General features: G+C 67.7%; 21 protein-coding genes and 4 pseudogenes. 13 read left to right on the plus strand and 12 right to left on the minus strand.

The genetic code is table 11. From position 1 onward, the window contains the following. Nucleotides 1-48: 48 nt before the first annotated feature. The 3 genes from Q0994_RS24555 to Q0994_RS24565 form a co-directional block, all read right to left on the minus strand. Nucleotides 49-411: a helix-turn-helix transcriptional regulator gene (locus tag Q0994_RS24555; RefSeq protein WP_299538430.1), complete on the minus strand. Its 363-nt coding sequence runs from the start codon at nucleotides 409-411 to the stop codon at nucleotides 49-51. A 187-nt stretch (nucleotides 412-598) separates the two neighbouring features. Further along, nucleotides 599-973: a hypothetical protein gene (locus Q0994_RS24560; protein WP_299538374.1), complete on the minus strand. Its 375-nt coding sequence runs from the start codon at nucleotides 971-973 to the stop codon at nucleotides 599-601. A gap of 213 nt (nucleotides 974-1,186) precedes the next feature. After that, complete coding sequence (locus Q0994_RS24565; RefSeq protein ID WP_299538375.1) at nucleotides 1,187-2,335, minus strand: ATP-grasp domain-containing protein; 1,149 nt, start codon at nucleotides 2,333-2,335, stop codon at nucleotides 1,187-1,189. A gap of 548 nt (nucleotides 2,336-2,883) precedes the next feature. Here Q0994_RS24565 and Q0994_RS24570 point away from each other — a divergent pair. The 5 genes from Q0994_RS24570 (at nucleotide 2,884) to Q0994_RS24590 (ending at nucleotide 7,857) form a co-directional block, all read left to right on the plus strand. Next, nucleotides 2,884-3,867 (plus strand): alpha/beta fold hydrolase, encoded by a 984-nt coding sequence (locus Q0994_RS24570; RefSeq protein ID WP_299538431.1) that lies wholly within the window; start codon nucleotides 2,884-2,886, stop codon nucleotides 3,865-3,867. A 367-nt stretch (nucleotides 3,868-4,234) separates the two neighbouring features. Then, entirely contained in the window at nucleotides 4,235-4,837 is a 603-nt protein-coding gene (locus Q0994_RS24575; protein WP_299538376.1) for an AAA family ATPase, read from the plus strand. Beyond that, complete coding sequence (locus tag Q0994_RS24580) at nucleotides 4,834-5,454, plus strand: guanylate kinase (protein ID WP_299538377.1); 621 nt, start codon at nucleotides 4,834-4,836, stop codon at nucleotides 5,452-5,454. Before Q0994_RS24575 ends, Q0994_RS24580 begins: the two co-directional genes overlap by 4 nt. Before the next feature lie 76 nt (nucleotides 5,455-5,530). Next, nucleotides 5,531-6,979 (plus strand): hypothetical protein, encoded by a 1,449-nt coding sequence (locus Q0994_RS24585; protein ID WP_299538378.1) that lies wholly within the window; start codon nucleotides 5,531-5,533, stop codon nucleotides 6,977-6,979. A 32-nt stretch (nucleotides 6,980-7,011) separates the two neighbouring features. Then, nucleotides 7,012-7,857: an SDR family NAD(P)-dependent oxidoreductase gene (locus Q0994_RS24590; protein WP_299538379.1), complete on the plus strand. Its 846-nt coding sequence runs from the start codon at nucleotides 7,012-7,014 to the stop codon at nucleotides 7,855-7,857. A gap of 87 nt (nucleotides 7,858-7,944) precedes the next feature. On the opposite strand, the gene Q0994_RS24595 is transcribed toward Q0994_RS24590, so the two are convergent. Beyond that, nucleotides 7,945-8,586, minus strand: coding sequence for a YceI family protein (locus Q0994_RS24595; protein WP_299538381.1), 642 nt, complete (start codon nucleotides 8,584-8,586; stop codon nucleotides 7,945-7,947). A 382-nt stretch (nucleotides 8,587-8,968) separates the two neighbouring features. Beyond that, nucleotides 8,969-9,394 carry a hypothetical protein gene (locus Q0994_RS24600; protein ID WP_299538382.1) on the minus strand — a complete coding sequence of 142 codons (426 nt, stop codon included), beginning with the start codon at nucleotides 9,392-9,394 and terminating at the stop codon, nucleotides 8,969-8,971. A gap of 151 nt (nucleotides 9,395-9,545) precedes the next feature. Between Q0994_RS24600 and Q0994_RS24605 the strand changes: the two genes are divergently transcribed. Next, complete coding sequence (locus Q0994_RS24605; RefSeq protein WP_299538383.1) at nucleotides 9,546-10,238, plus strand: hypothetical protein; 693 nt, start codon at nucleotides 9,546-9,548, stop codon at nucleotides 10,236-10,238. Between the two features lie 475 nt (nucleotides 10,239-10,713). On the opposite strand, the gene Q0994_RS24610 is transcribed toward Q0994_RS24605, so the two are convergent. Both Q0994_RS24610 and Q0994_RS24615 read right to left on the minus strand, forming a co-directional pair. Next, a complete protein-coding gene (locus tag Q0994_RS24610; protein ID WP_299538384.1) occupies nucleotides 10,714-11,343 on the minus strand; it encodes a hypothetical protein in 630 nt (209 codons plus the stop codon). Nucleotides 11,344-11,547: 204 nt separating this feature from the next. Beyond that, nucleotides 11,548-11,664, minus strand: a pseudogene (locus Q0994_RS24615) (IS5/IS1182 family transposase); the annotation flags it as partial. A gap of 16 nt (nucleotides 11,665-11,680) precedes the next feature. Between Q0994_RS24615 and Q0994_RS24620 the strand changes: the two are divergent. The 3 genes and pseudogenes from Q0994_RS24620 to Q0994_RS24630 all read left to right on the plus strand — a co-directional run. Beyond that, nucleotides 11,681-11,942, plus strand: a pseudogene (locus Q0994_RS24620) (transposase); the annotation flags it as partial. A 116-nt stretch (nucleotides 11,943-12,058) separates the two neighbouring features. After that, the gene (locus tag Q0994_RS24625; protein ID WP_097922249.1) at nucleotides 12,059-12,379 is read left to right on the plus strand and encodes a hypothetical protein; all 321 of its coding nucleotides are present in this window, start codon (nucleotides 12,059-12,061) and stop codon (nucleotides 12,377-12,379) included. A 121-nt stretch (nucleotides 12,380-12,500) separates the two neighbouring features. Next, nucleotides 12,501-13,877, plus strand: coding sequence for an IS1380 family transposase (locus Q0994_RS24630; RefSeq protein ID WP_299538387.1), 1,377 nt, complete (start codon nucleotides 12,501-12,503; stop codon nucleotides 13,875-13,877). Between the two features lie 399 nt (nucleotides 13,878-14,276). Here the strand turns inward: Q0994_RS24630 and Q0994_RS24635 are convergent, their stop codons facing one another. From Q0994_RS24635 to Q0994_RS24640, 3 genes and pseudogenes are all read right to left on the minus strand, one after another. Then, on the minus strand, nucleotides 14,277-14,519 hold the full coding sequence (locus Q0994_RS24635; RefSeq protein WP_299538389.1) for a barstar family protein: 243 nt from the start codon (nucleotides 14,517-14,519) through the stop codon (nucleotides 14,277-14,279). Further along, on the minus strand, nucleotides 14,519-14,731 hold the full coding sequence (locus Q0994_RS34175; protein ID WP_363325571.1) for an RHS repeat domain-containing protein: 213 nt from the start codon (nucleotides 14,729-14,731) through the stop codon (nucleotides 14,519-14,521). The genes Q0994_RS24635 and Q0994_RS34175 overlap by 1 nt, the downstream gene beginning before the upstream one ends. A 30-nt stretch (nucleotides 14,732-14,761) precedes the next feature. After that, nucleotides 14,762-14,860 (minus strand): annotated as a pseudogene (locus Q0994_RS24640) (IS5/IS1182 family transposase); the annotation flags it as partial. Nucleotides 14,861-15,045: 185 nt separating this feature from the next. On the opposite strand from Q0994_RS24640, the gene Q0994_RS24645 reads away from it, so the two are divergent. After that, the gene (locus tag Q0994_RS24645; protein WP_299538390.1) at nucleotides 15,046-15,657 is read left to right on the plus strand and encodes a hypothetical protein; all 612 of its coding nucleotides are present in this window, start codon (nucleotides 15,046-15,048) and stop codon (nucleotides 15,655-15,657) included. A gap of 348 nt (nucleotides 15,658-16,005) precedes the next feature. On the opposite strand, the pseudogene Q0994_RS24650 reads toward Q0994_RS24645, so the two are convergent. Next, a pseudogene (locus Q0994_RS24650) lies at nucleotides 16,006-16,290 on the minus strand (transposase family protein); the annotation flags it as partial. 95 nt (nucleotides 16,291-16,385) lie between these two features. Here Q0994_RS24650 and Q0994_RS24655 point away from each other — a divergent pair. The 3 genes from Q0994_RS24655 to Q0994_RS24665 all read left to right on the plus strand — a co-directional run bounded on the left by Q0994_RS24655 (nucleotide 16,386) and on the right by Q0994_RS24665 (nucleotide 19,072). Next, nucleotides 16,386-16,781 carry a hypothetical protein gene (locus Q0994_RS24655; RefSeq protein WP_299538391.1) on the plus strand — a complete coding sequence of 132 codons (396 nt, stop codon included), beginning with the start codon at nucleotides 16,386-16,388 and terminating at the stop codon, nucleotides 16,779-16,781. A gap of 3 nt (nucleotides 16,782-16,784) precedes the next feature. After that, nucleotides 16,785-17,870, plus strand: coding sequence for a hypothetical protein (locus Q0994_RS24660; protein ID WP_299538392.1), 1,086 nt, complete (start codon nucleotides 16,785-16,787; stop codon nucleotides 17,868-17,870). Nucleotides 17,871-18,325: 455 nt separating this feature from the next. Beyond that, on the plus strand, nucleotides 18,326-19,072 hold the full coding sequence (locus Q0994_RS24665) for a transposase family protein (RefSeq protein WP_299538393.1): 747 nt from the start codon (nucleotides 18,326-18,328) through the stop codon (nucleotides 19,070-19,072). On the opposite strand, the gene Q0994_RS24670 is transcribed toward Q0994_RS24665, so the two are convergent. Then, a complete protein-coding gene (locus Q0994_RS24670) occupies nucleotides 19,050-19,574 on the minus strand; it encodes a hypothetical protein (protein ID WP_299538394.1) in 525 nt (174 codons plus the stop codon). The two genes, Q0994_RS24665 and Q0994_RS24670, sit on opposite strands and share 23 nt — an antisense overlap. Nucleotides 19,575-19,644 lie beyond the last annotated feature (70 nt).

Here is a 19,644-nt window from a genome sequence, read left to right on the forward strand (position 1 = left end):
GCCGCCCGTCCGCCGTGCCCGGCCTCGCCCCGGACCCGCCTGCGCGGGTCAGGCGTCCGCGTGCGCGGGCGGCTGTTCGGGGCGGTCGGAGTCCTGCAGTTCGGCGAGGAGTGCGCTCTGGCCGGCGAGCAGCTCGGTCAGGATGCGGCGGGCGGCGCGCAGCAGTTCGGCGACGTCGCCGCCGGCCAGGGCGTAGCTGACGGTCGAGCCCTCGCGGATGGAGACCACGATCCCGGAGCGGCGCAGTACCGCGAGCTGCTGCGAGAGGCTGGACGGCTCGATGTCGATGTCCTGGAGCAGGTCGCGCACGGGGACCGGCCCGTTCTGGAGGAGTTCGAGGACGCGGATGCGCACGGGGTGCCCGAGCATACGGAAGAACTCTGCTTTGGCCTGGTAGAGGGGCACCTGCACGGGCTCGCTCACTCCCTGACTCGGATCGGGCTGACTGGTCGGGGTGCGGCGGCCTCACCCGCCGCACCCCGGGCGTGCTGTGTGCATCCTCCCAGGTCAGGGCCGTCGAATCCGATCAGTTGACTGGATGCGGATGTGGGCAGTTGAAGAAGTCTTCAAGTTGAAGTCAAAGAAAAAGGCCTGCGGCTCAGACCTCCAACTGCTCCTCGGTGCGCTTGAGGTGGTGGCGCGCCATGGCCAGGTTCGACCTCTCCTTGTCCAGGACGAGATAGATGAACAGGCCGTTGCCGCCGCGGCCGGAAACCGGGCGGATCAGGTGGTACTGGCCGCCGAGGGTGATGAGGATGTCCTCGATCCGGTCCTGGATGCCGAGCATCTCCATCGTGCGCATCTTGGCGCGGATCACGTCGGTGTTGCCGGCCGCGGCGACGGTCAGGTCCAGGTCCTTGTCGCCGCCGAGGGTGCCGAGGGCCATGCCGCTGGTCCAGTCGACGACGGCGGCGCCCCGCGCGCCCTCGATGTCGGTCAGCAGGCTCTTGAGAGACACTTCCACGCTGGTCACGGATTCTCCTTGTCGCGAGGGAGGGCGGGTTCTCCAGCCCCCGACGCGCACCCTAGGCACTCCGCGTACCCCGCGTCCGGCACATGCCGGAAGTGGCGGAAAGAGGCCTCCCGCCCGTCCCCGGCACGGCCGGCGCACGTCGGCCCCGCAGCCGCAGCCGCAGCCGCAGCGACAGGGCCTGGCGGTCGGCGTACGGTGCGACGCCCGCCCGCGTCAGGGAAGTTCGGCCGGACGCGGCGGGGCGCCGACCGGCAACGCGGACGCGGCGGCTCCCCTCGACTCCGGTACCACCGCCGCGGCGGCCGCCTCGTCCGGCGGCGCGGTCCGTTGCTTCGGGACCGCCGGGCACAAGGTGCGCGGCCCGGGCACCACCGCGTAGTCGGAGCCGAGGAAGTCGGGCGTCAGCTCGCCGGGGTCGTCGCCGAGCGCGAGGCGTACGGCGGCCCACGGCACGTTCAGCCCGCACTGGGCGAGTTGGTGGAGGCCGCCCGACGGGCGGGTGTTGACGTCCATCAGGACGGGTTCGCCCGCGTACATGCGGAACTGGATGTTCGTCAGCCAGTGCAGCCCGAACGACCGGGCCACCAGCCGGGCCGGCCCGATCCACGCGGGGTCGACGGTGAACCCGCGCCGACGCCCGTTCTTCGTCCGCCCCACCGCCATCCGCACCTCCCCGTCGGGGCCGGTCAGGCAGTCGACGGACACCTCCGGCTCGTCCAGCCGCGGCATCACCAGCCAGTCGACGGACCGCTCGGTGCGCCGCAGAGCCCCGGTGACCAGTTCCAGCGGCACGTACGGGCTCGGGAACCCGGTCAGGTGCAGCATGGAGAACGGCGCCCGGGTGATGACCCGGAACCCGACCCCGCCCTCGCCGGTGGTCGGCTTGAAACACGCCTTGCCGCCCGCCGCCTCGATGGCGTCCACCGCGGCCAGCAACTGCTCCTCGTCGCGCACCCGCCACCACGGCGGCACCGGGGCGCCGACCCGTTCCACCGTCTCGTACGCCACGGCCTTGTTCGCGAAGAGGGCCGTCGCCTCGGCGGGCGGGGCGAGCAGAGTCGTCCCGAGGGCCGCGAAGTCGTCCCGGTGCGCCGCCAGCACCGCCTGGTGCAGGACCGGCACGAACACGTCGAAGCCGCGCCGCGCACACTGGTCCAGGGCGTACTCGACGTATCCGGCGGGCGACAGGTTCTCCGGCTCCGGGGCCGCGGTGTCGGCGGCGGCCAGCACCGGGGAATCCGGGTCGCCGTGCGTGGCGTGGATCTCGACCGGACGGCCCTGCGGATTGCGCCGCAGCTGATCCATGAAGAACACGTTCTCCGCGTACGTGCGGTTGAGCCAGACGCGTACGGGAGAGACCATGCAGGCCGCCTTACGGGGTCGCGGACACGGCGGGGCAGGGCCGCACCCGGGGGTGACGAGGGGGAGTGGACACCTACCGCGTGCCGCGGCGCCGAGCCGCGGGCGGAAGTGCTGGGGCGATCCTAGGCCGCGCGAAGCCCCCCTTCTGCTACGTGCGTGTTACGGATTCCGGCACCGCCCCCACCTTCCTCCGGGCTCGTTCCCGCGCCCCGCGATGTCCGCCCGGAACCGCTGGTCCGGAAGGGTGTCGTCACGCGATGCGGTCGGTCCGTCACGGGGCCGGGGGCGGCGGGGACGGCCGGAGCCGTGAACGGCCCGAAACCTGTTGGACATGCTCCGAGCGGCGGAGCTTCCTACCCTCGAAGGACGCGCGTCACCGCGAAGGGGCGCCCGGACCCGCAGCCAGCGGTGAGCGTACGCACCCGACAGGAGGCGAACCGGTGACCGAAGTGACCGAAGCCCCGGCCCCTGAACCGCGCCCGCGCCCGACCCGCACCGGGCGCAGGCGCCCCGGCCCCGACGCGGAGCCCGCCGAGCCCGCCGAGCCCGTGGTGCGGCTGCGCCACCACACCGTGCACGGCTACCGCCGGGCGTACCGGATAGCCGGGCAGGGACCCGCGCTCCTGCTCATCCACGGTATCGGCGACTCCTCCGCCACCTGGGAGAACGTGATCCCGGCGCTGGCCCGCCACCACACCGTCATCGCCCCCGACCTGCTCGGCCACGGGGCGTCCGACAAGCCCCGCGCCGACTACTCGGTCGCCGCGTACGCCAACGGGATGCGGGACCTCCTCGGCGTCCTCGGCATCGACCACGTGACCCTGGTCGGGCACTCCCTCGGCGGCGGCGTCGCGATGCAGTTCGCCTACCAGTTCCCCGACCGCACCGACCGCCTGATCCTGGTGAGCGCCGGTGGCGTCGGCCAGGAGGTCACCCCGCTGCTCCGCGCCGCCTCGCTGCCCGGAGCGGACCTGATGCTGCACTCGCTGCGGCTGCCGGGGATGCGCGCCCAGGTGGGCCTCCTCAGCCGCGCGGTCCAGTTGCTCGGCACGGACCTCGGCCAGGACGCCGCGGAATTCCTCAACGTGGTGGACGGCCTGCCCGACGCCACCGCGCGGAGCGCCTTCATCAGCACCCTGCGCTCGGTGGTCGACTGGCGCGGCCAGATCGTCACCATGCTCGACCGCTGCTACCTCACCGCGGGCATGCCGACCCTGCTGCTCTGGGGCTCCCGCGACAGCGTGATCCCGGTCCGGCACGCGTACGGCGCCCACGCCGCCATGCCCGGCAGCCGCCTGGAGGTCTTCGACGGCGCCGGCCACTTCCCCTTCCACACCGACCCGCAGCGATTCCTCAGCGTCGTCGAGGAGTTCGTCGCCACCACCGCACCCGCCGACTGGAGCCAGGAACGCTGGCGCGACCTCCTGCGCGCCGGCCGCCCCGGCACCACCCCCCACCTCCCGGAAGCCGCCCCGCACCACCGGGCCGTCCAGCGCGAACTGCGGGACGCGAGCGAGCGGAGCGCCACGTAGGCGAGGGGACGGACGCCATGCCTCGGGACGTGCGCGGGCCGAGTGCGCCCCGCCGTTGGGCACGTCGGTGCGTCGTTTTCCGGTCAAGCGACGAGGACGGCCCGCGTGTCGGGGTGCAGGGCTCTCGAACGCCGTAGCTGGATCGGGTGGGTCCTGCCCCCTTGGGCCATGGGCTCATGTCCGCACATGTGCCCGCAGGGGGGCCGAGAACCCAGCAGAGGTACCCCGGTCTCGAGTCGGTACCCCTGTTCGACCGTCCGCCGTGCACGGCCGGATCTTCCGCACCCTTGTGGGAGTGTGATGGAGTGTCCGCCATCAGGCCCTAAAGTAGGCGGAGTTGTGTTGAAGGGCATCGGGGGACGACAGAGTGACCACTGCTTTGAGGACGGATACCACCACCCTTGTACTGGTCGCCGGATATGCCGGTTCCGGCAAGTCGGAGGCGGGCAAGCTGTTGGCTTCCGCGACCGGCTGGGCATTGCTCGACAAGGATACGATCAGCCGCCCCATGACCGAGCGCCTACTGATCGCGCTCGGCGGGGATCCGGACGACCGGCACAGCCCGTCGTATCTGGAGCATGCCAGGCCCTTGGAATACGAGTGCTTGATGAAGGCCGTGTGGGAGAACGTGGAGTGCGGAACGTCTGTCGTTGCCGTCGCGCCGTTTCTCACGGAAAGCTCCGATCCTCGGTGGGCGGCGCGAGTTTCGCGGCGCTGCGTCAGGTCCGGTGCCCGCATGGCCACGATCTGGGTGGACAGCGACCTGGAGTCCATGCGCGACCGGCTGATCTCGAGGAACGCTTCTCGGGACACCTGGAAGCTCACCCATTGGCATGCTTACACCGCCGGACTCGATCTGGATCTGCGGCCGGTACTTCCGCATCACCTCATCGACAATCGCATCGGCGCTTCTCGGCCACTGGCGGAGCAGGTCGAATCCGTGGCACAGGTTCTTCGGACCGTATCGTGACCGCCGTCGTACTGTACGGACCGCCTGCAGCAGGCAAGGACACCGTCACTGCAGCGCTCTGCTCCCTTGACCCTCGCTTCGAACTACTCGTCAAGTTGAAGCAGGGGGCGGGTCGGTCATCCGGCTACCGGTTCGTCGAAGCGGACGAACTGGATGCCCTCCGGCGGCAGGGGCGCATTGTCGTGGAGACCCGCCGCTACGGAAACGTCTATGCCGTGGACCGGCAGACGCTGAACGAGGCCCGACAGCGCCAGGCTGTCCCGATCACCCATATCGGGAATGTTGCAGACATGCGGCGTCTGCTGGTCGGGACGCCCGGGACCTCTTGGTTACGCGTCCTCCTCTGGACCCCGAGGAGCGAATGCGAGAGGCGTTCTCGCGCCCGCGGTGACACGGATACGGCGGCTCGTCTCACAGCGTGGGACCAGACGGCCGAGGACGTGCTCGCTGCCGACATACATGATCTGTTCGATGTGGTGATTCGGACAGACCGCACAGATCCGGCGACAGCGGCCAAGAGGATCATTGCACTGGTCGGGAGTCACCACGGGGCGCTACAGCACGAGGAAGTCATGACCGCTCTAGCTCTCTTCCCGCCGGACGGAAATCGCTCATGACTGCCGTTCCCCTCTGTTGTGGGGGACCGCGTTCACTCATCCTTCTGTTCCAGTCGTATGGGTTTCCGGGGTACTGATGGGCGTCGCGCGCACATTGGAAGAGCTGGCGAGAATCGGTCGCCAGCGAACCGTCAACGATCGCAGTGTGCATCTGCGGCACGAAGAGATTGCTACCGACCTCCTGCTGGACACGGTCTCGGCGGACCAAGTCTCCCTCGAACGGCTGAGCGTGGACGGGGCGCTCACCGTTCGGTCGTGCCACATCGATGAACTCGTCATCGACCACGTGGAGGCCGATGCGATACTCATCGTCAATGCGCGCATCGGCCGACTGACCGTACGCAACGCCGCGGCCGGTTGCGAAGTGACGGTCACCGATTCCTCATTGGACTTCATCGCTCTGCACTCATGTGGCGCCACTCGGCTCGAACGTCTCCGTGTGGAGGAGGTGATCCAAGTAAACGCGTTGCGCGGCCTCCTGCGTATCGCCAATACCCGTGTCGCCGCACTGACGATTCGGAGCCAGGCGACCGGTGGCCGGCTCGGCAGACCGCGAGTGATTCTGCGCGGGGTGCGGGCACGGGAAGACGTCACCTTCGACGATCTCTGGTTGTCTGCCATCGACATCGACGATGTCGAGACCCGCGAACTCTCCCTCCGGCGTGTGCGGCTGGACGAACCCCTGTGCGCGAACGAACTCCGCTGCAGCGAGACGATGCGTGTCAACGGACTCGTCCTTCCCGCAGAGAACAGCACGATCAGCAACAGCTCCATCAGAGGCCCGGTGGAATTGAGGAACCTGGAACTGGGCGAGGAAAGCGGTGAGGGATCGGCGGTGGCCCGGCTCGGCCTGCACAATACGACAGTGATGTCGCTCTCTTCCTCGTCGGAATCGCCGTCGGTGGTCAGTCTGCACGGCTCCTCGGTGACCGGCACACTGGGTATTCCGAACGGCGGTTCCCGATACAACCTCGACAGTTCGTCCAGCGTCGGGGACATGGAGCTGGCCGGGCACGTCTTCCGCAACAGAAGCCAGGTCAGCGGCTTCCTGAACCGCACGTTCACCGAGGTGACGGGCGTGACCATCGAGTCGGTTCGGTCGGCATTGGCCAAGAGGAATCGGAACAGCGAGGTGGACGAGCTCTACTTCCTGGCCCGACAGCGTGAGGCCTCGGCCCGACCGCCAATACGGAGAACCGTGGAGCGGGTGATCCTCGGCGGAGTCCTCGGCTGGGGAGTCCGCGCACGTAACCCCGCGCGTGTCCTCGGGCTGTGCGTTCTAGTGACGGGAATCGTCCTTCACCTGGCCGGCGCGCTGCGCGATCCGGGCCGCGGGCTCACCGACGTGACGGCCATGGGTAAGAGCTTGGTGCTGGCCCTGGCGCTGTGGTTGAACGTAGGCACCGGACTGCCGTCGGAGCTGAAGACGGCAGAGTGGTCGGCGATCGCGGTCTCGCTCACCGCCGCCGGCATGCTCTTCACCACCCTCATCGTGGGGATGGTCATACGCAAGCTGGTGCGCTGACCTCGGGATCCCATCGGTGGCACAGTGGCTCCATGGACACGAGTGCAGAGGCCGCACAAGGCGTTCCCACGAGTCCGGCCGCCATCTACGGGTTGCGTGGCAAATCGTTCGTGGTCACCGGAGGAAGCCGAGGTTTGGGGCTCGCCACCACACGCCTTCTCGTAGCCGAGGGAGCCTCAGTGGCGATCTGCGGCAGAAACCCGGAGAGCCTCGACAGCGTCGCCACACGCTTGTACGAGGAGTTCGGCGTCCGGGTACTGACAGAAGCGGTGGACGTATTGGCCGAGGGGCAGTTGGAAGACTTCACCCGGCGCGCGGGCGAGACCCTGGGCGGACTCGATGGTCTGGTTGCGAACGTCGGCGGCAAACGTGGTGGCGCCCTTCTTGATTCCACGCGTGCGGACTGGGAAGAGACCTGGGAACTGAACACCGGTCACGCGGTACGCGCTATCCGGTCCGGCCTGGCCAGCCTTCGTGAAGGCAGCTCCGTGGTTCTGGTCGCTTCCGTTTCGGGCTGGAAACCTCGCTTCCCCGCGCAGTATGGAGCGGCCAAGGCGTCGGAGATCTACCTCGCGAGTGCTCTGTGCCAGGAACTCGCTCCTTACCGGATCCGGGTCAACACGGTCAGCCCCGGTTCGATCCTGCTTCCGGGGAAGAGCTGGGACCGCCTGCGTCTGCGCGACCCGGAGGCGTTTGAGGCGTACGCGGCACGGAACCCCAGCGGGCGCCTGCTGAACCCGGACGAGGTAGCCCAGGTCATCGCATTCCTGCTCTCTCCGGTGTCCGGGGCGGTGAACGGCGCGCATGTCCCTGCCGACGGTGGACAGCCACAGGCAGGGCTCGGCGGTGCGCCGGTCCGCCCCGGAGGGCGCAACTGACCCGCGGGCAAGGGGCGGTCGGATCCCGTGGCTGCCCCGGAGGCCTTCTCCGGCCGACTGCGTAGCACAGTTGCGGCGAGGGCTGGCTCAGCCCTCGATGGGCTTCCGGATCGCCGCGATGTCGAACTGGAGGCGGAGCCGCTCGCTGACCATCGCGCCGCCTTCGGCGAGGCGGGCGTTGTAGGTGAGACCCCAGTCCGAGCGGTTGATGGTGGTGGTGCCGTCGAAGCCGACGCGCTCGTAGCCGAACGGGTCGGTGACGTGGCCGATGTAGGTGAGGTCGAGGTCGACCGGGTTGGTGACGTCCCTGATGGTGAGGTCACCGGTCATGCGGTAGACGTCCTTGGACAGCAGCCGTACCGAGGTGCTTGTGAAGATCATCCGCGGATACTTCCGGGCGTCCAGGAACTCACGTCCCACGAGATGCGCGTCGCGCTGCTCCACTCCGGTGTCCACGCTGGCGGTGGCGAGGGCGATCTCGGCGCGCGAGCGGGAGGGGTTGCTGCCGTCGAAGACGAGGCGGCTCTCGTACTCCAGGAACGAACCCCGCACGGTCGTCACCATGGCGTGCCGCACGGAGAATCCGATCCTGCTGTGCGCCGGATCGATCATCCACTCCCCGGTAAGAGCCGCCAGCTCGGGGTCCGGCAGTACGGCGGCCGGGGGCGCGACCGCCGTGCCGGCGTCCGCCGAGCGTCGGGGTGTGGAGTTGCGGCTGAAAAGGTTCATGGAACATGTTGCTACCTGTGCGTGAGCGGTGCTGGCAAGTCGTGCACGAGAAATCCGAACATCTCCACACAAACCTTCACAGCGCGAGTGATCTACGGTGCGAGAGCGATGACGGCAAGTCACCATGAGTGTGACGTCTCCCTTCCCGGTCAGGACATGCGGAGCGGGAGCGGAGGGAAGAGTGGAGTCGTGGCCGACCGTCCCTCTCGGCTCCTCTTACCCCGACTTCGACCAGGAACGCGCTGGGCCCGCCCGTTCAGGACACGATCGCGACGCACCGGAACCCGAGCCCTGTGAACGCGTGCGTCGTGCCGACCTGCACCGTGTTTGGGCCCGCGGACGCGTCACCGCGCAGCCGCGCCGCGCGGATGCCGGCCGCCCCTCAGCTGCTCCCCGGCTCTGTCGCAGTCTTCTTGGAGCGGGCGCTGACGCCGGTCTTGCCCGGCGCGGACCCACTGTCCAGCCATCCACGCACCCTCGCGGCGAGCGCATCGGGTTCCGCGTCCTGTGAAGCCCCGGAGAATGTCTCCGGCCCATCGCCGTGAAGGGCTGAACGCCAGGGGAGCAACGTCTCGTTGCGAGCGTCGTCCGCCGACTGTTCGAAAAGCCGGCCGACGAGCCGGGCGGTGGGCCGGCTCAGGAACCCGTGCGTGGAGCGGTAGTTCTTGCGCATCTTCGTCGTCCGGCCGCCGGCCCTGGTGTCGATGGCCTTCAGGCTGACCTTCGTGTCGGAGATGCGCCGGCAAGGCCGCTTGACATGAACAGGCCCTTCGGTCGGCCCGGTGTGGCGGCTCGCAGCATCCGCCACCGGGCGGGGTGCGGGTCCAGCGTCTCGTCCACGATCACGTGCCGGCAAGCGGGCCACCGTTGATATCGCCCCCCTGATCCAGAATGATCACCGCCCAGTTGTGGTAGCCGAAGCGCTGTGGCGCACACACACGACACCGAGCAGGGAAGGCATGAGCGTCGGAAAGATGTCCGGCAGAGCGAAAGCGCTTTGCGTGGTGGTGATTTTGACGCTTGTCGGAGCGGGCTTCTACGCGTGGCTGTCCCGCTCCCGCGGAGACGAGGACAGCGCGCTGAAGGCCCCCGCCAGGCCGTGCTGGCACGGTGCGCCGGACGGGGCCACGCTGCAGAAGCTCCTCGGTCCAGGTGACAGGCTTCTGCACCAAAAGGATGAATTCCGGGTGATGAAGGACCACTTTCCGAGCCACTGCCAGTACGAGGCGCAGGCCGAAGGAGTGCTGGACACCGTTCTGGATGTCGACGTTGCGTGGAACGACGACGCACTTCCGACAAATGAGCTGCCCACGTCCGACGCGCAGGGGGACGAGCCCAGGACTCCATGGGACGCCGGAGTCCTCGCGTACTACCTGAGGGCGTCTCAAGTGGTGTTCTTCGAGTGTGTTCCCGACTTGTCGGCGGATGCGCCCGCTTATATGAAGCGTGACAAATACATTGAGGTTGATGTCCTGGCGCGGCCGATGAAGGGGGCCGGCCTGTCTGCGCTCGAAGCACGGAAGGTAGGCCTGGACGCCGTGCTGCAGGTGGCCCGTGACGTAGCGAAAAAGGCGGGTTGCAAGAACGACACCAACCTTCCGGACTCGCTGCCTTCCGTGAGCAATCCCAATTGGCCTGGATTCAATCGCTGAATTTCAGCCGACTGCCGCAGGCGCACTGAAGGGGGTGTTCAACCCGGGCGGAACACCGCCTTCGTGAACGTGCGGCCCAGCTCGCCGCGGCCTGCGCGCGTATCTGGCGCGCTGAGGCTGCCGATCCGCGGGGTGCTCGCGCACGTCCTCCTCGCCGCAGAGCGCGCAGACGAGCACACCCGTCCCTCGCCCGATGCCCTTGTGGCGTACAACTCCCGGTTCACTGCCGCGTGCCCGCGCCGGTTGGCGAAGACCAGGTGGTCGGCTTCATTTTACTCCAAAACGCTCTGAGTTTGGGCTCGTTGGCAGGGTGCGCGATCTGGTGGAGGGGATGCGCGGACCTGGTCGCGCGACGCTCAGGAGGCTGTGGGGTTGCCGGCGGTGTCCGCGCTGGTGGAGGGGCGGGACCGGGCGGACAGTCGCGGACCTGTGCGTCGTCGGGCCGGTCCGTGGCGTGTCGCCGCGCAGGCGGTCCTCAGGAAACCATGCGCTCGATGGCATGTGCGAATGACCTGTAACCGGTTTTCACGGCTTCCGAAGAGCGTGCATGCGGCATCAGAATGGCCGGAAGGTGTGCGACGCGCCACATGCGATACGTTGTGCGATCCGATCCGGATTCATGAATTCCGGCCACGGTGCATGCCCGCTGAATCGCTTCGAGAATCAGATGGGACGTGGATTCTGCGGGTTGCCCGCCGGCAACGGCTGCGCCGATCAACGCATGCATGAAGGCGACCAGTTGCAGGTCGCCTCCCGCGCTCAGCATCCGGCGAATGTCTTGAGGAATCCCCATGTTCGGAGAGTATTCGTCGATTCCTCCGGACCACAGGAGTAGAGATGGCGCAGTCACCTTGTGGTCGGAGTGCCAGCCCAACTCGTCCACGAGTGCCATCGTTGATTCATGGAATGTGCCGATCGCCTGTACGAGGTGCAGGATTCGCCGCACGTCGTTCTGGTTTCGGATGATGAAGTTTTTGACGGAGACGCGTTCGAGTGGCACGCTCTCCAGGGAGGCGGCCACTGCTCCGATCTCGACGATCCCCCCGAGAGGGCCGAAGATTCCACGGGCCAATGACGTTTCCGGTACTCCAGTCTCGCTATTCATTTCCATATCCCTGAAGAACGTTCATGAAGTGCTGAGAGGCGTTGTTGCGGCGGGGAAGCGGCATTTTTTAAAGAGCGGCAATACGTTGTCGGCGGAATGGCGAAGTGCTCTCGCAAGTCTCCCGCAGGTCCTTCGTTGAGCCACAGCCCATCGTCCCTCCTGGGCCGGTGCATTGGGTAGTGGCGCGAGTGATCCTCTTTCATGTGAATAGTCGCAGTTCGGTAGCGTGTGGACGGCTTGGATGAAGGTGCCGAGGTGGCGGGTGGAGCATCTGGCTCGCCGGAGCAGTCGCCAGGCTCTCAGTTGCGCGAAGGCGCGCTCTCCAAGGGCTCCGGGTTGGGCTGGCCGACCACCAGGACGAGATCGAGCTGCATTTCCTGCCCCCGTACTCACCCGAGCTCAACCCGGACGAGCTCGTCGACGCCGACCTCAAACGCAGCCTGCCCCACACCCACCGGGCCAGGAACCGGGCCGAACTCGCCGCCGAGACCCGCAGATTCTTCCACCGCCGACAACGCCAACCCCACATCTTCACCGGCTACTTCAAAGCCTTGCCAGGAGGGCTGTCGGCTGAGAGGAAGCAAGCACTCTCCAGGTGAACGAGCGCATCGTGCCGTGGCCGCTTGCCCGAGCTCTTGTCGGCGGTGCCGCGGGGTCGCGTAGGCGCCCGCAAAATGGCTGGTCACGGGAGTGGTCTGTGCAGGACTCTGTGGGTATGCCTCGACGTCTCATGTTCGTGCAGTTGAAGACTGGTTACACCACCGACCGCGGACCCTCGTGGATCGGGTGGGTGGACTTCTCGAAGACCTGGAGTACTGCGTACTTCCGCGGGAGGACACTGCGCCGGGCAGGGGGGATGTTCGATGCGAACTTCTACGACGTGCAGACCGACGAGGAGTTCTGGGTCTCCGGGCCGAAGCGGGACCGCACGGACACCCGCTACGGCCCCTCCGACCCTGAAATCGATCCGGAAGCCGTCGACACCTATCGCGCCTTCCTGGAGGGCGCATCTCTGCCGGGCCGGGAAAACGGCTGACCTCGCGCCCTTGCGAGCGGGGTGTCCGGGTCTTGATCAAATAAGCGGAGAGTGCTCCTGACCTGCAACGATGGGACTTGTCTAGGGTCCTGTCAGCTGCACGGAAAGAAGCACTCTCCAGGTGAAGAAGCGTGTCGGGTCATACCCGCGGATCCGCATCGAGGGCGGCGGCCGGGCGGTGGTCTCGCAGGCCGGGAGCGTGCTGCTGGTCGAGATCGTCCGCAAAGCGGGCCTGGACACCGCGATATCGGCGGCGTTGGCGCCGTGGCGGAAGGCGAGGGCCGTCCATGATCCCGGGAAGGTTCTGCTGGACGTGGCGTTGGCGGTCGCGTCGGGCGGGGACTGCCTGGCGGATGTCGGCCTGCTGCGGGCGGAGCCGGCTGTGTTCGGGCCGGTGGCCTCGGACCCGACGGTCTCCCGTCTCGTCGGCACTCTCGCCGCCTCCGGTGAGAAGGCTCTGGCGGCGATCCGTGCCGCGCGGGCCGAAGCCCGCGCTCGTGTCTGGGAGTTGGCCGGCGCCGGGGCACCCGATGCCGGCGGGACGGTGACCGTGGACCTCGACGGGGTGCTGGTTCTCGCGCACTCCGACAAGGAGGACGCCGCACCCACCTGGAAGCGGACCTACGGCCACCACCCGCTGATGGGGTTCGTCGACCACGGACCGGGCGGCACCGGCGAACCGGTCGCGGCCCTGCTCAGACCGGGCAACGCGGGATCGAACACCGCCGCCGACCACATCACCGCCGCCCGACTGGCCCTGGCCCAGCTGCCGAAGTCCTACCGGCGCGGGCGCCGGACCCTGATCCGCACCGACTCAGCCGGCGGCACCCACACCTTCGTCGCCTGGCTCGCAAAGCCGGGCCGGTGGCTGTCCTACTCCGTCGGCATGACCGTCACCGAGCAGATCCACAGCCACGTCCTGAAGGTCCCGGCCTCGGCCTGGACGCCGGCCGTCGAGACCGGCGGCCAAGTCCGCGATGGCGCCTGGGTTGCCGAACTCGCCGGCGACGTCCTTCACGGCTGGCCCAAGGGCATGCGGCTCATCGTCCGGAAGGAACGCCCGCACCCGGGCGCTCAGTTGAGGATCACCGACGCCGACGGCATGCGGCTGACGTGCTTCGCCACCAACACCGTCGGCCTCCCGATCTCCGAGCTCGAGCTCCGTCACCGACTGCGGGCCCGGGCCGAGGACCGCATCCGGGCCGCCCGCGCCACCGGCCTGCGCAACCTGCCCCTGCACACCACCGCGGAGAACCGGATCTGGCTGGAGATCGTGCAAACCGCCCTCGACCTACTGGCCTGGATGCCGATGCTCGCCCTGACCGGCCAGGCCCGCCTCTGGGAACCCCGCCGCCTACGGCTCCGCCTGTTCACCACGGCCGGACAACTCGTCACCACCAGCCGCCGCCGAATCCTCCGCCTCGCCCGCCACTGGCCCTGGACCGGCGTGATCACCGACGCACTCGAACGGCTCGCACTCCTGCCGAACCCCGGCTGACCAGCAATTTTGCCGCCCCTACGACAGCAACCCGAAACCGGAGCAGTGGAACCCGGCGCCACCCCGAGACGACACTCGGGCCCCCGGCCTGCCCACCCTCAGCCCACCACACGAAAACGGCCCACCAACTCCGTCGGCGGACCGTCATGAAACTTCGAGGCTAGAGATTGTGTGGTCCTGGAATCGGGCAAGGTGGCTTGCCACGCTTGGCATCGACTCCGCGTCGCTTGACAGGACGATGCAGAATTTGCTGAGCGTGATCCCTTCGGGCCGTTTGATGTAAGACCATTGTTTACCGGCTCGGTACAGGACCTTGAAGAATTCCTCGCGAGCGGCGTGATCCTCGGAAAGTGCACGTTCGGCTGATTCGATGATCAGAATGTGGTAGTCCGATGAGAGTCATTGGAGGTCTCGAAGGCAATCGTAGAGAGCATGCCAGTTCCATCCGAAATAGTCGGGGAATTTCAGTGTCTCCCAGAATTTCTCAAAAGCCGACGACTCGTCAGGCATGTCTTCGCCGTTGAGGCGTGCCACGTAAACGCTGCCCGATGAGGGCAGGAGTTGATCAAAATTCAGGCCGGCGCCTGGTGCGACGATGTGCAGCCATGGGGCGACATGGATCGCCTGTGTTTCGTCTCTCATTAGTGCACCCATTCAGGGCTTCTGCTTTTCCATGTCCCGAAGGACCTGCATCGACTCTGCTTGGTGCCATCCGCCTCGATACGGCGGGCGAGTCTGCCCTCGACCGTCCATTCCAGACGCGTGACGGCTCCCAGCGGACCGGTGATCGCAACGGGCCCCCCGAAGGCGTCACGCTCGTAGTGTGTGACTTCCCTCAGTGGATCGGTGAGCAGCGCCTGCTTGAAGCAACCGAGCCTTTGTCACCGGGTGTTGCGGACCCGGCGGTGCTCGTACAGCAGCCAGGAGACATGCTCGACGAGCCCGTGCGGGACGTCGAGCATGGAAGGATACGGAACCAACAGGGCCCCTCAGGTCGCCGGTGTGAGGAGTGGGATCACCACGCCTACGGCGAAGGGCCCTGCCTCGTCGCCACACCCGCTGAGCAGACCATTTCATTCCTGCGCCACAGGATGAAAACGAAACATGATGGAAGAACTGGAGAAGGTGGATCAGGGTGACCAGGTCGGCTGTCGGATGTGCGTTGTTCGTGGCTGCCTCGCTGCTTGCTGCCGGTTGCTCCGGTGGGGAATCCAGGCGGGAAGAAGCTCCCAAGGGGTGGGCCGTCTGCAACGAATTCCTCGGCGTCGAGAGCATCAATGCCTTGGATGAACAGATGGGTGAAGGGGTTCTGCGAATCGAGAATCAACTCGTTTCCGTGGATGACACCGGGAGGTGGATGGCGTCCATGGCTCGGTCCTGGGAGCCGGGCAGCACAGCTCATTGGTCGAATCGGAACAAGCCCTGTGCGATCGCTCTTGAGGGCACGAGGCAGGAGTTCGTCTCGGAGGTGGGCTGGTCCGTTTCGTCCTTCGCGGACCTGAAGTCCGTCCGGGAGCCGCGAGGTTGGCGCAGTGTGGGCGGAGATGTCTTCACCTACGAGGAGGCTGACGGGAGGACGCTGGTGGCAGCGTTTCCCTGCGAGGTGCCGGATGCGGGCGAGCAGCAGGAAGCCGGCCTTCCGATGGAGGTGAGAGTCAGCGGGAGGGCGATCCCCGGCTTCAAGGATCACTTGAGGGGCACGTTGGCCTCCGCTCTCGCCCGAACGATGAGCGGCGCGTTGGGGTGCGTCAACGCGCCGCTCATTCCTGAGGAGTTGTAGCCCTCGCCGTCACCCCGAGGGGCGGTTCAGCGCTCAACGGGTACGTGGTGGTGCGGGTCGGCCTTCGCAGCGAGGTGTGAGGCGGGCCGGGCAGTGCCACAGGTCGCCCGGCCCTTCAGCCCCACGCGACCCAGCAGTAGACGCCGTGATCCTGGTGCCGGGCGCTGCTGACGAGACCGGCCGGCTCACGCACGATCGCCTCCGCGATCTGCGTGTCGATGGCCTCGCCGTCCTCCGCGCGCAGCTGAGCCCATGAGGCGGCGATGTCCCGCAACCTGGAGTGCCCGGCGTCCGCGAGTGCAGTGGACAGGCGAGGCGAGATCGCGAAGACGACGCACCTGTCGTTGTGTACTCGGGATCGTGTTCACGCAGGGTCTTGAGCAGCCCCGGCGCCCGGTCGGCCAGCAGTCGCACGACCGCGGTGGTATAGGCGTGGGCGGTGGCGACGGATATGCCGAAGCCGGCGGCGATCTGGGCGAGGGTGTCGTGCTTGCGCAGGTAGACGAGAGCGACCAAGGCCCGCTGGTGCGGCGGAAGGTTGCAGCGTCGGTCGCCCTCACGGGTGACGATGAGCATCGTGACCCACTCGACCAGCGCATGCGGCAGGTCGAGTGCGGCAGGATAGGGAACCAACAGGGTTCCTGGACCGGCAGGTTGAGACTTCGAACACCTCACCCAACGGCACGGGAGCCCTGTCCGTTGCGGGCACCGAGGCCATCACCCGATCGGTGGCCCCGCTGAAAACGCTCAACCAGAAAATAATCGACGGAATCGCCAGCACCAATCCCGGCGCGGACAGAGGAGCGGTGGCAGCCAAGTGGACCGGCCGAGGTCTACTCGCCGCCGACGTCGGGTTCGGCGTGTACGCGGTGGTCGAGGCTCCTGAGGGCGAGAAGGTCCGGAGCGCGGCCCGGGAGACCGGAAGCGTCGCCGGTGGCTGGGCCGGTGCCGCCTACGGTGCCACGACCGGTGCCACGATCGGAGCCGCGGTCGGCAGCTTCATTCCCGGGGCCGGAACGGTCGTGGGAGGCGCCGTCGGCGGTGTCGTCGGCGGTGTCGTCGGCGGATTCGCCGGGAGTAGGCTCGGCCGGAAGACCGGAGATGTCCTGGGAGGGTTGTTCTAGCCAGTGACCGAACAGTCACCGGAGACCGTGGTGCCCGCCCTCGTGACGGGCACCACGGGTGTCTCCTACGCGGAAGTCGAGGACGGTTCCTTGCGGCAGGTGTCTCCCCTGCAGGGCCCTGGCGTCCTCACCGGGGCGCAGCCCACGTGGGCTGCTCGTCATGGGCGCGGACTCAGCGTCCGAGTCTCCGTGGAGTCGGCCGACGTGCCCCTCGTCACCGGCGAGAACGCCTCCTCGCTGCGGCCGCTCCCCCCGCTTCCGCGGGCCGGGCGCCCCGCACGGCTCCGTGCCGTGTGCGACGACGGCACCACTCTCGCGGACGTCCCCGAGGACCGCCCCCCCGCCGACAGACTGGACGAGGCGGTCCTGTACGCCCTCCCCTGGCAAGCGTCCACCTGGCAGGCGGTCGAGGTGCCGGAGACGTTCCGGCTGCGGCGACCCGTGGGCACGGAGGGCTCGGCCGTCCTCCTGGCGGGCACGATCGGAACGCCGCCGCTGCGGCGCACCCCCGAACGCGCGGCGCTGTTCACCCTCGACCTGGCGGCGAACACCCTCACCGCGAGACCGTTGCCCTCGGTAAGACCTCGCCGTGGACTGCTCGATCGGCTCGTACGGATCTCCGCCGACCCGGCCCACACCGATCTCTTTGGCGGAGCCACCCGTCGGAACATGCTGGTCGTCGGATCCACTTTCACCCACCAGACGCTGACCTATCCGGAGACCGATTTCACGATCCTGCACGCCATCGATCTCCAGCACGACTCCTGGTCGACCGTGCGGCTCAGGGCCGAGGAGTTGGTGACCGCCTGGCACGTGAACGAGGAACGCACCGCCTATGCGCTCAGCAGCCGCCCCGACCTGTGGAGCTGCTCCCCGAACGGCCGGTGGCGGCGCACTCCGCTGCGCCGAGGTCTCGCCCGGCTGCTCGCCGAGCCGGCCGAGGAGCTCCGGCTCTCCTCAGGGCGCGTCACGGAGGACCGGGTGCTGCTCACCGTGAGCAGAACCGTTGTGGCTTGCGCACTCGACGGAACAGGGCTGGAAGTGCTCTACCGGTTCGCCAACAACGTGACCGACGTCGTCTGCCTGTGACCGGCGTTCGAACGCCGCGTCTCACCACGGCAGGCGTGGCCTGCGCTCTCCGGGGCGCCGGCCACGCCTACCCGGCTGGGCCAGGGTCCGACCGTTCGCGCGGTTCGCATCATTGGGGAGCGACAACAGGTATCAGATGTCAGCGCGTTTCCTTTCTGGGGACGCAGAGCCTCTGAGATACATCACCCTTGCCGCGGGAGTCGATACCGGCCCGCTATTTCGCATGCCTGAATTCCCTTGCGCTCATAAATTTCACAACATGTTGATCACGTAACCTTTTCCGAAGATCCCGTGAATGCCAGTATGTCGCTGCCACATCTCAACTGCATTGCATTCAAAGAGCGTTTTCAGCGGGGCCACCGATCGGGTGATGGCCTCGGTGCCCGCAACGGACAGGGCTCCCGTGCCGTTGGGTGAGGTGTTCGAAGTCTCAACCTGCCGGTCCAGGAACCCTGTTGGTTCCCTATCCTGCCGCACTCGACCTGCCGCATGCGCTGGTCGAGTGGGTCACGATGCTCATCGTCACCCGTGAGGGCGACCGACGCTGCAACCTTCCGCCGCACCAGCGGGCCTTGGTCGCTCTCGTCTACCTGCGCAAGCACGACACCCTCGCCCAGATCGCCGCCGGCTTCGGCATATCCGTCGCCACCGCCCACGCCTATACCACCGCGGTCGTGCGACTGCTGGCCGACCGGGCGCCGGGGCTGCTCAAGACCCTGCGTGAACACGATCCCGAGTACGTGCTCCTGGACGGCACCCTCAGTGAGTGCGACCGACTGGGCGACGGACGCGCCGACTACTCGCACAAGCACCGCCGCCACGGCGTGAACGTGCAGGTCGTCACCGATCCCGACGGCAGGCTGCTGTGGATCTCGCCGGCACTGCCGGGCCGAGCCCACGACCTGACCGCAGCCCGCACCCACCGCATCCGGATCTGCGAACGCCAGGGCGTCCCGATCGTCGCCGACCGCGCCTACATCGGCGCGGGCCCCTGGGTCACCACCGCCATCCGACGCCCGCCCAACGGTGAACTCACCCAGACCGAACGGACGCTGAACCGCGCACTCGCCCACGCCCGCGCTCCCGTCGAACGAGGCGTCGCCCGGCTGAAGTCCTGGCGGATCTTCCGCCGAAGCCGCTGCAGCCCGAACCGGATGACGGTCATCGCCAAAGCGGTCCTCACCCTGGAGAGGCAACGCTGAAAACGCTCACTGCCTCCTCGGGATCGAAGTTGCCGAAGGAGAGCGACTCGAATGTCCGTCCCGGCCCGGTCTGGAGGGTCAGAACCGCTGACGTGTCGTCCGGCGCCACGAAGAACTTCACGATGATGCTCACCCGGGCATCAGCCGGGCTGCCCACACCCGTGATCGGCCGGACAAGCTCCAGCGCTCCGCGCGGACGGATCTCGACGATGGCATCGCCGAAACGCTCGGCCTGCGTTGCGAATACGCTGGCGACGCCAGGGTCGGACGAGGTTGGCGTGATGCCGTGCCGCTGGACGCCGGGGCTGCCCTCGAAGCCCCTGGTGGTTCCTCGGAAGAGGTGCGGAAGGCACGGTGACAGGCCGATCTGGTCGGTCCAGACGTGCGGATCGGCGGTCGTCCGGGGCGGCAATCGAGGGGCAGGCCCGTGCCGCTGCCGGGTGGCGTCGGTCCTCGGTGGGACGGCGACAACCCCCCGCCCCCACCCGTCATCCCGATCCATGCCCAAAGCCTCACCCAACCTCCCTATAGTGGGGGCGCGTTGATCGTATTGGCCGCAACGCGCGAAGCCG

Origin of the sequence: uncultured Streptomyces sp. (assembly GCF_947488945.1) — a bacterium.
GTDB lineage: Bacteria > Actinomycetota > Actinomycetes > Streptomycetales > Streptomycetaceae > Streptomyces.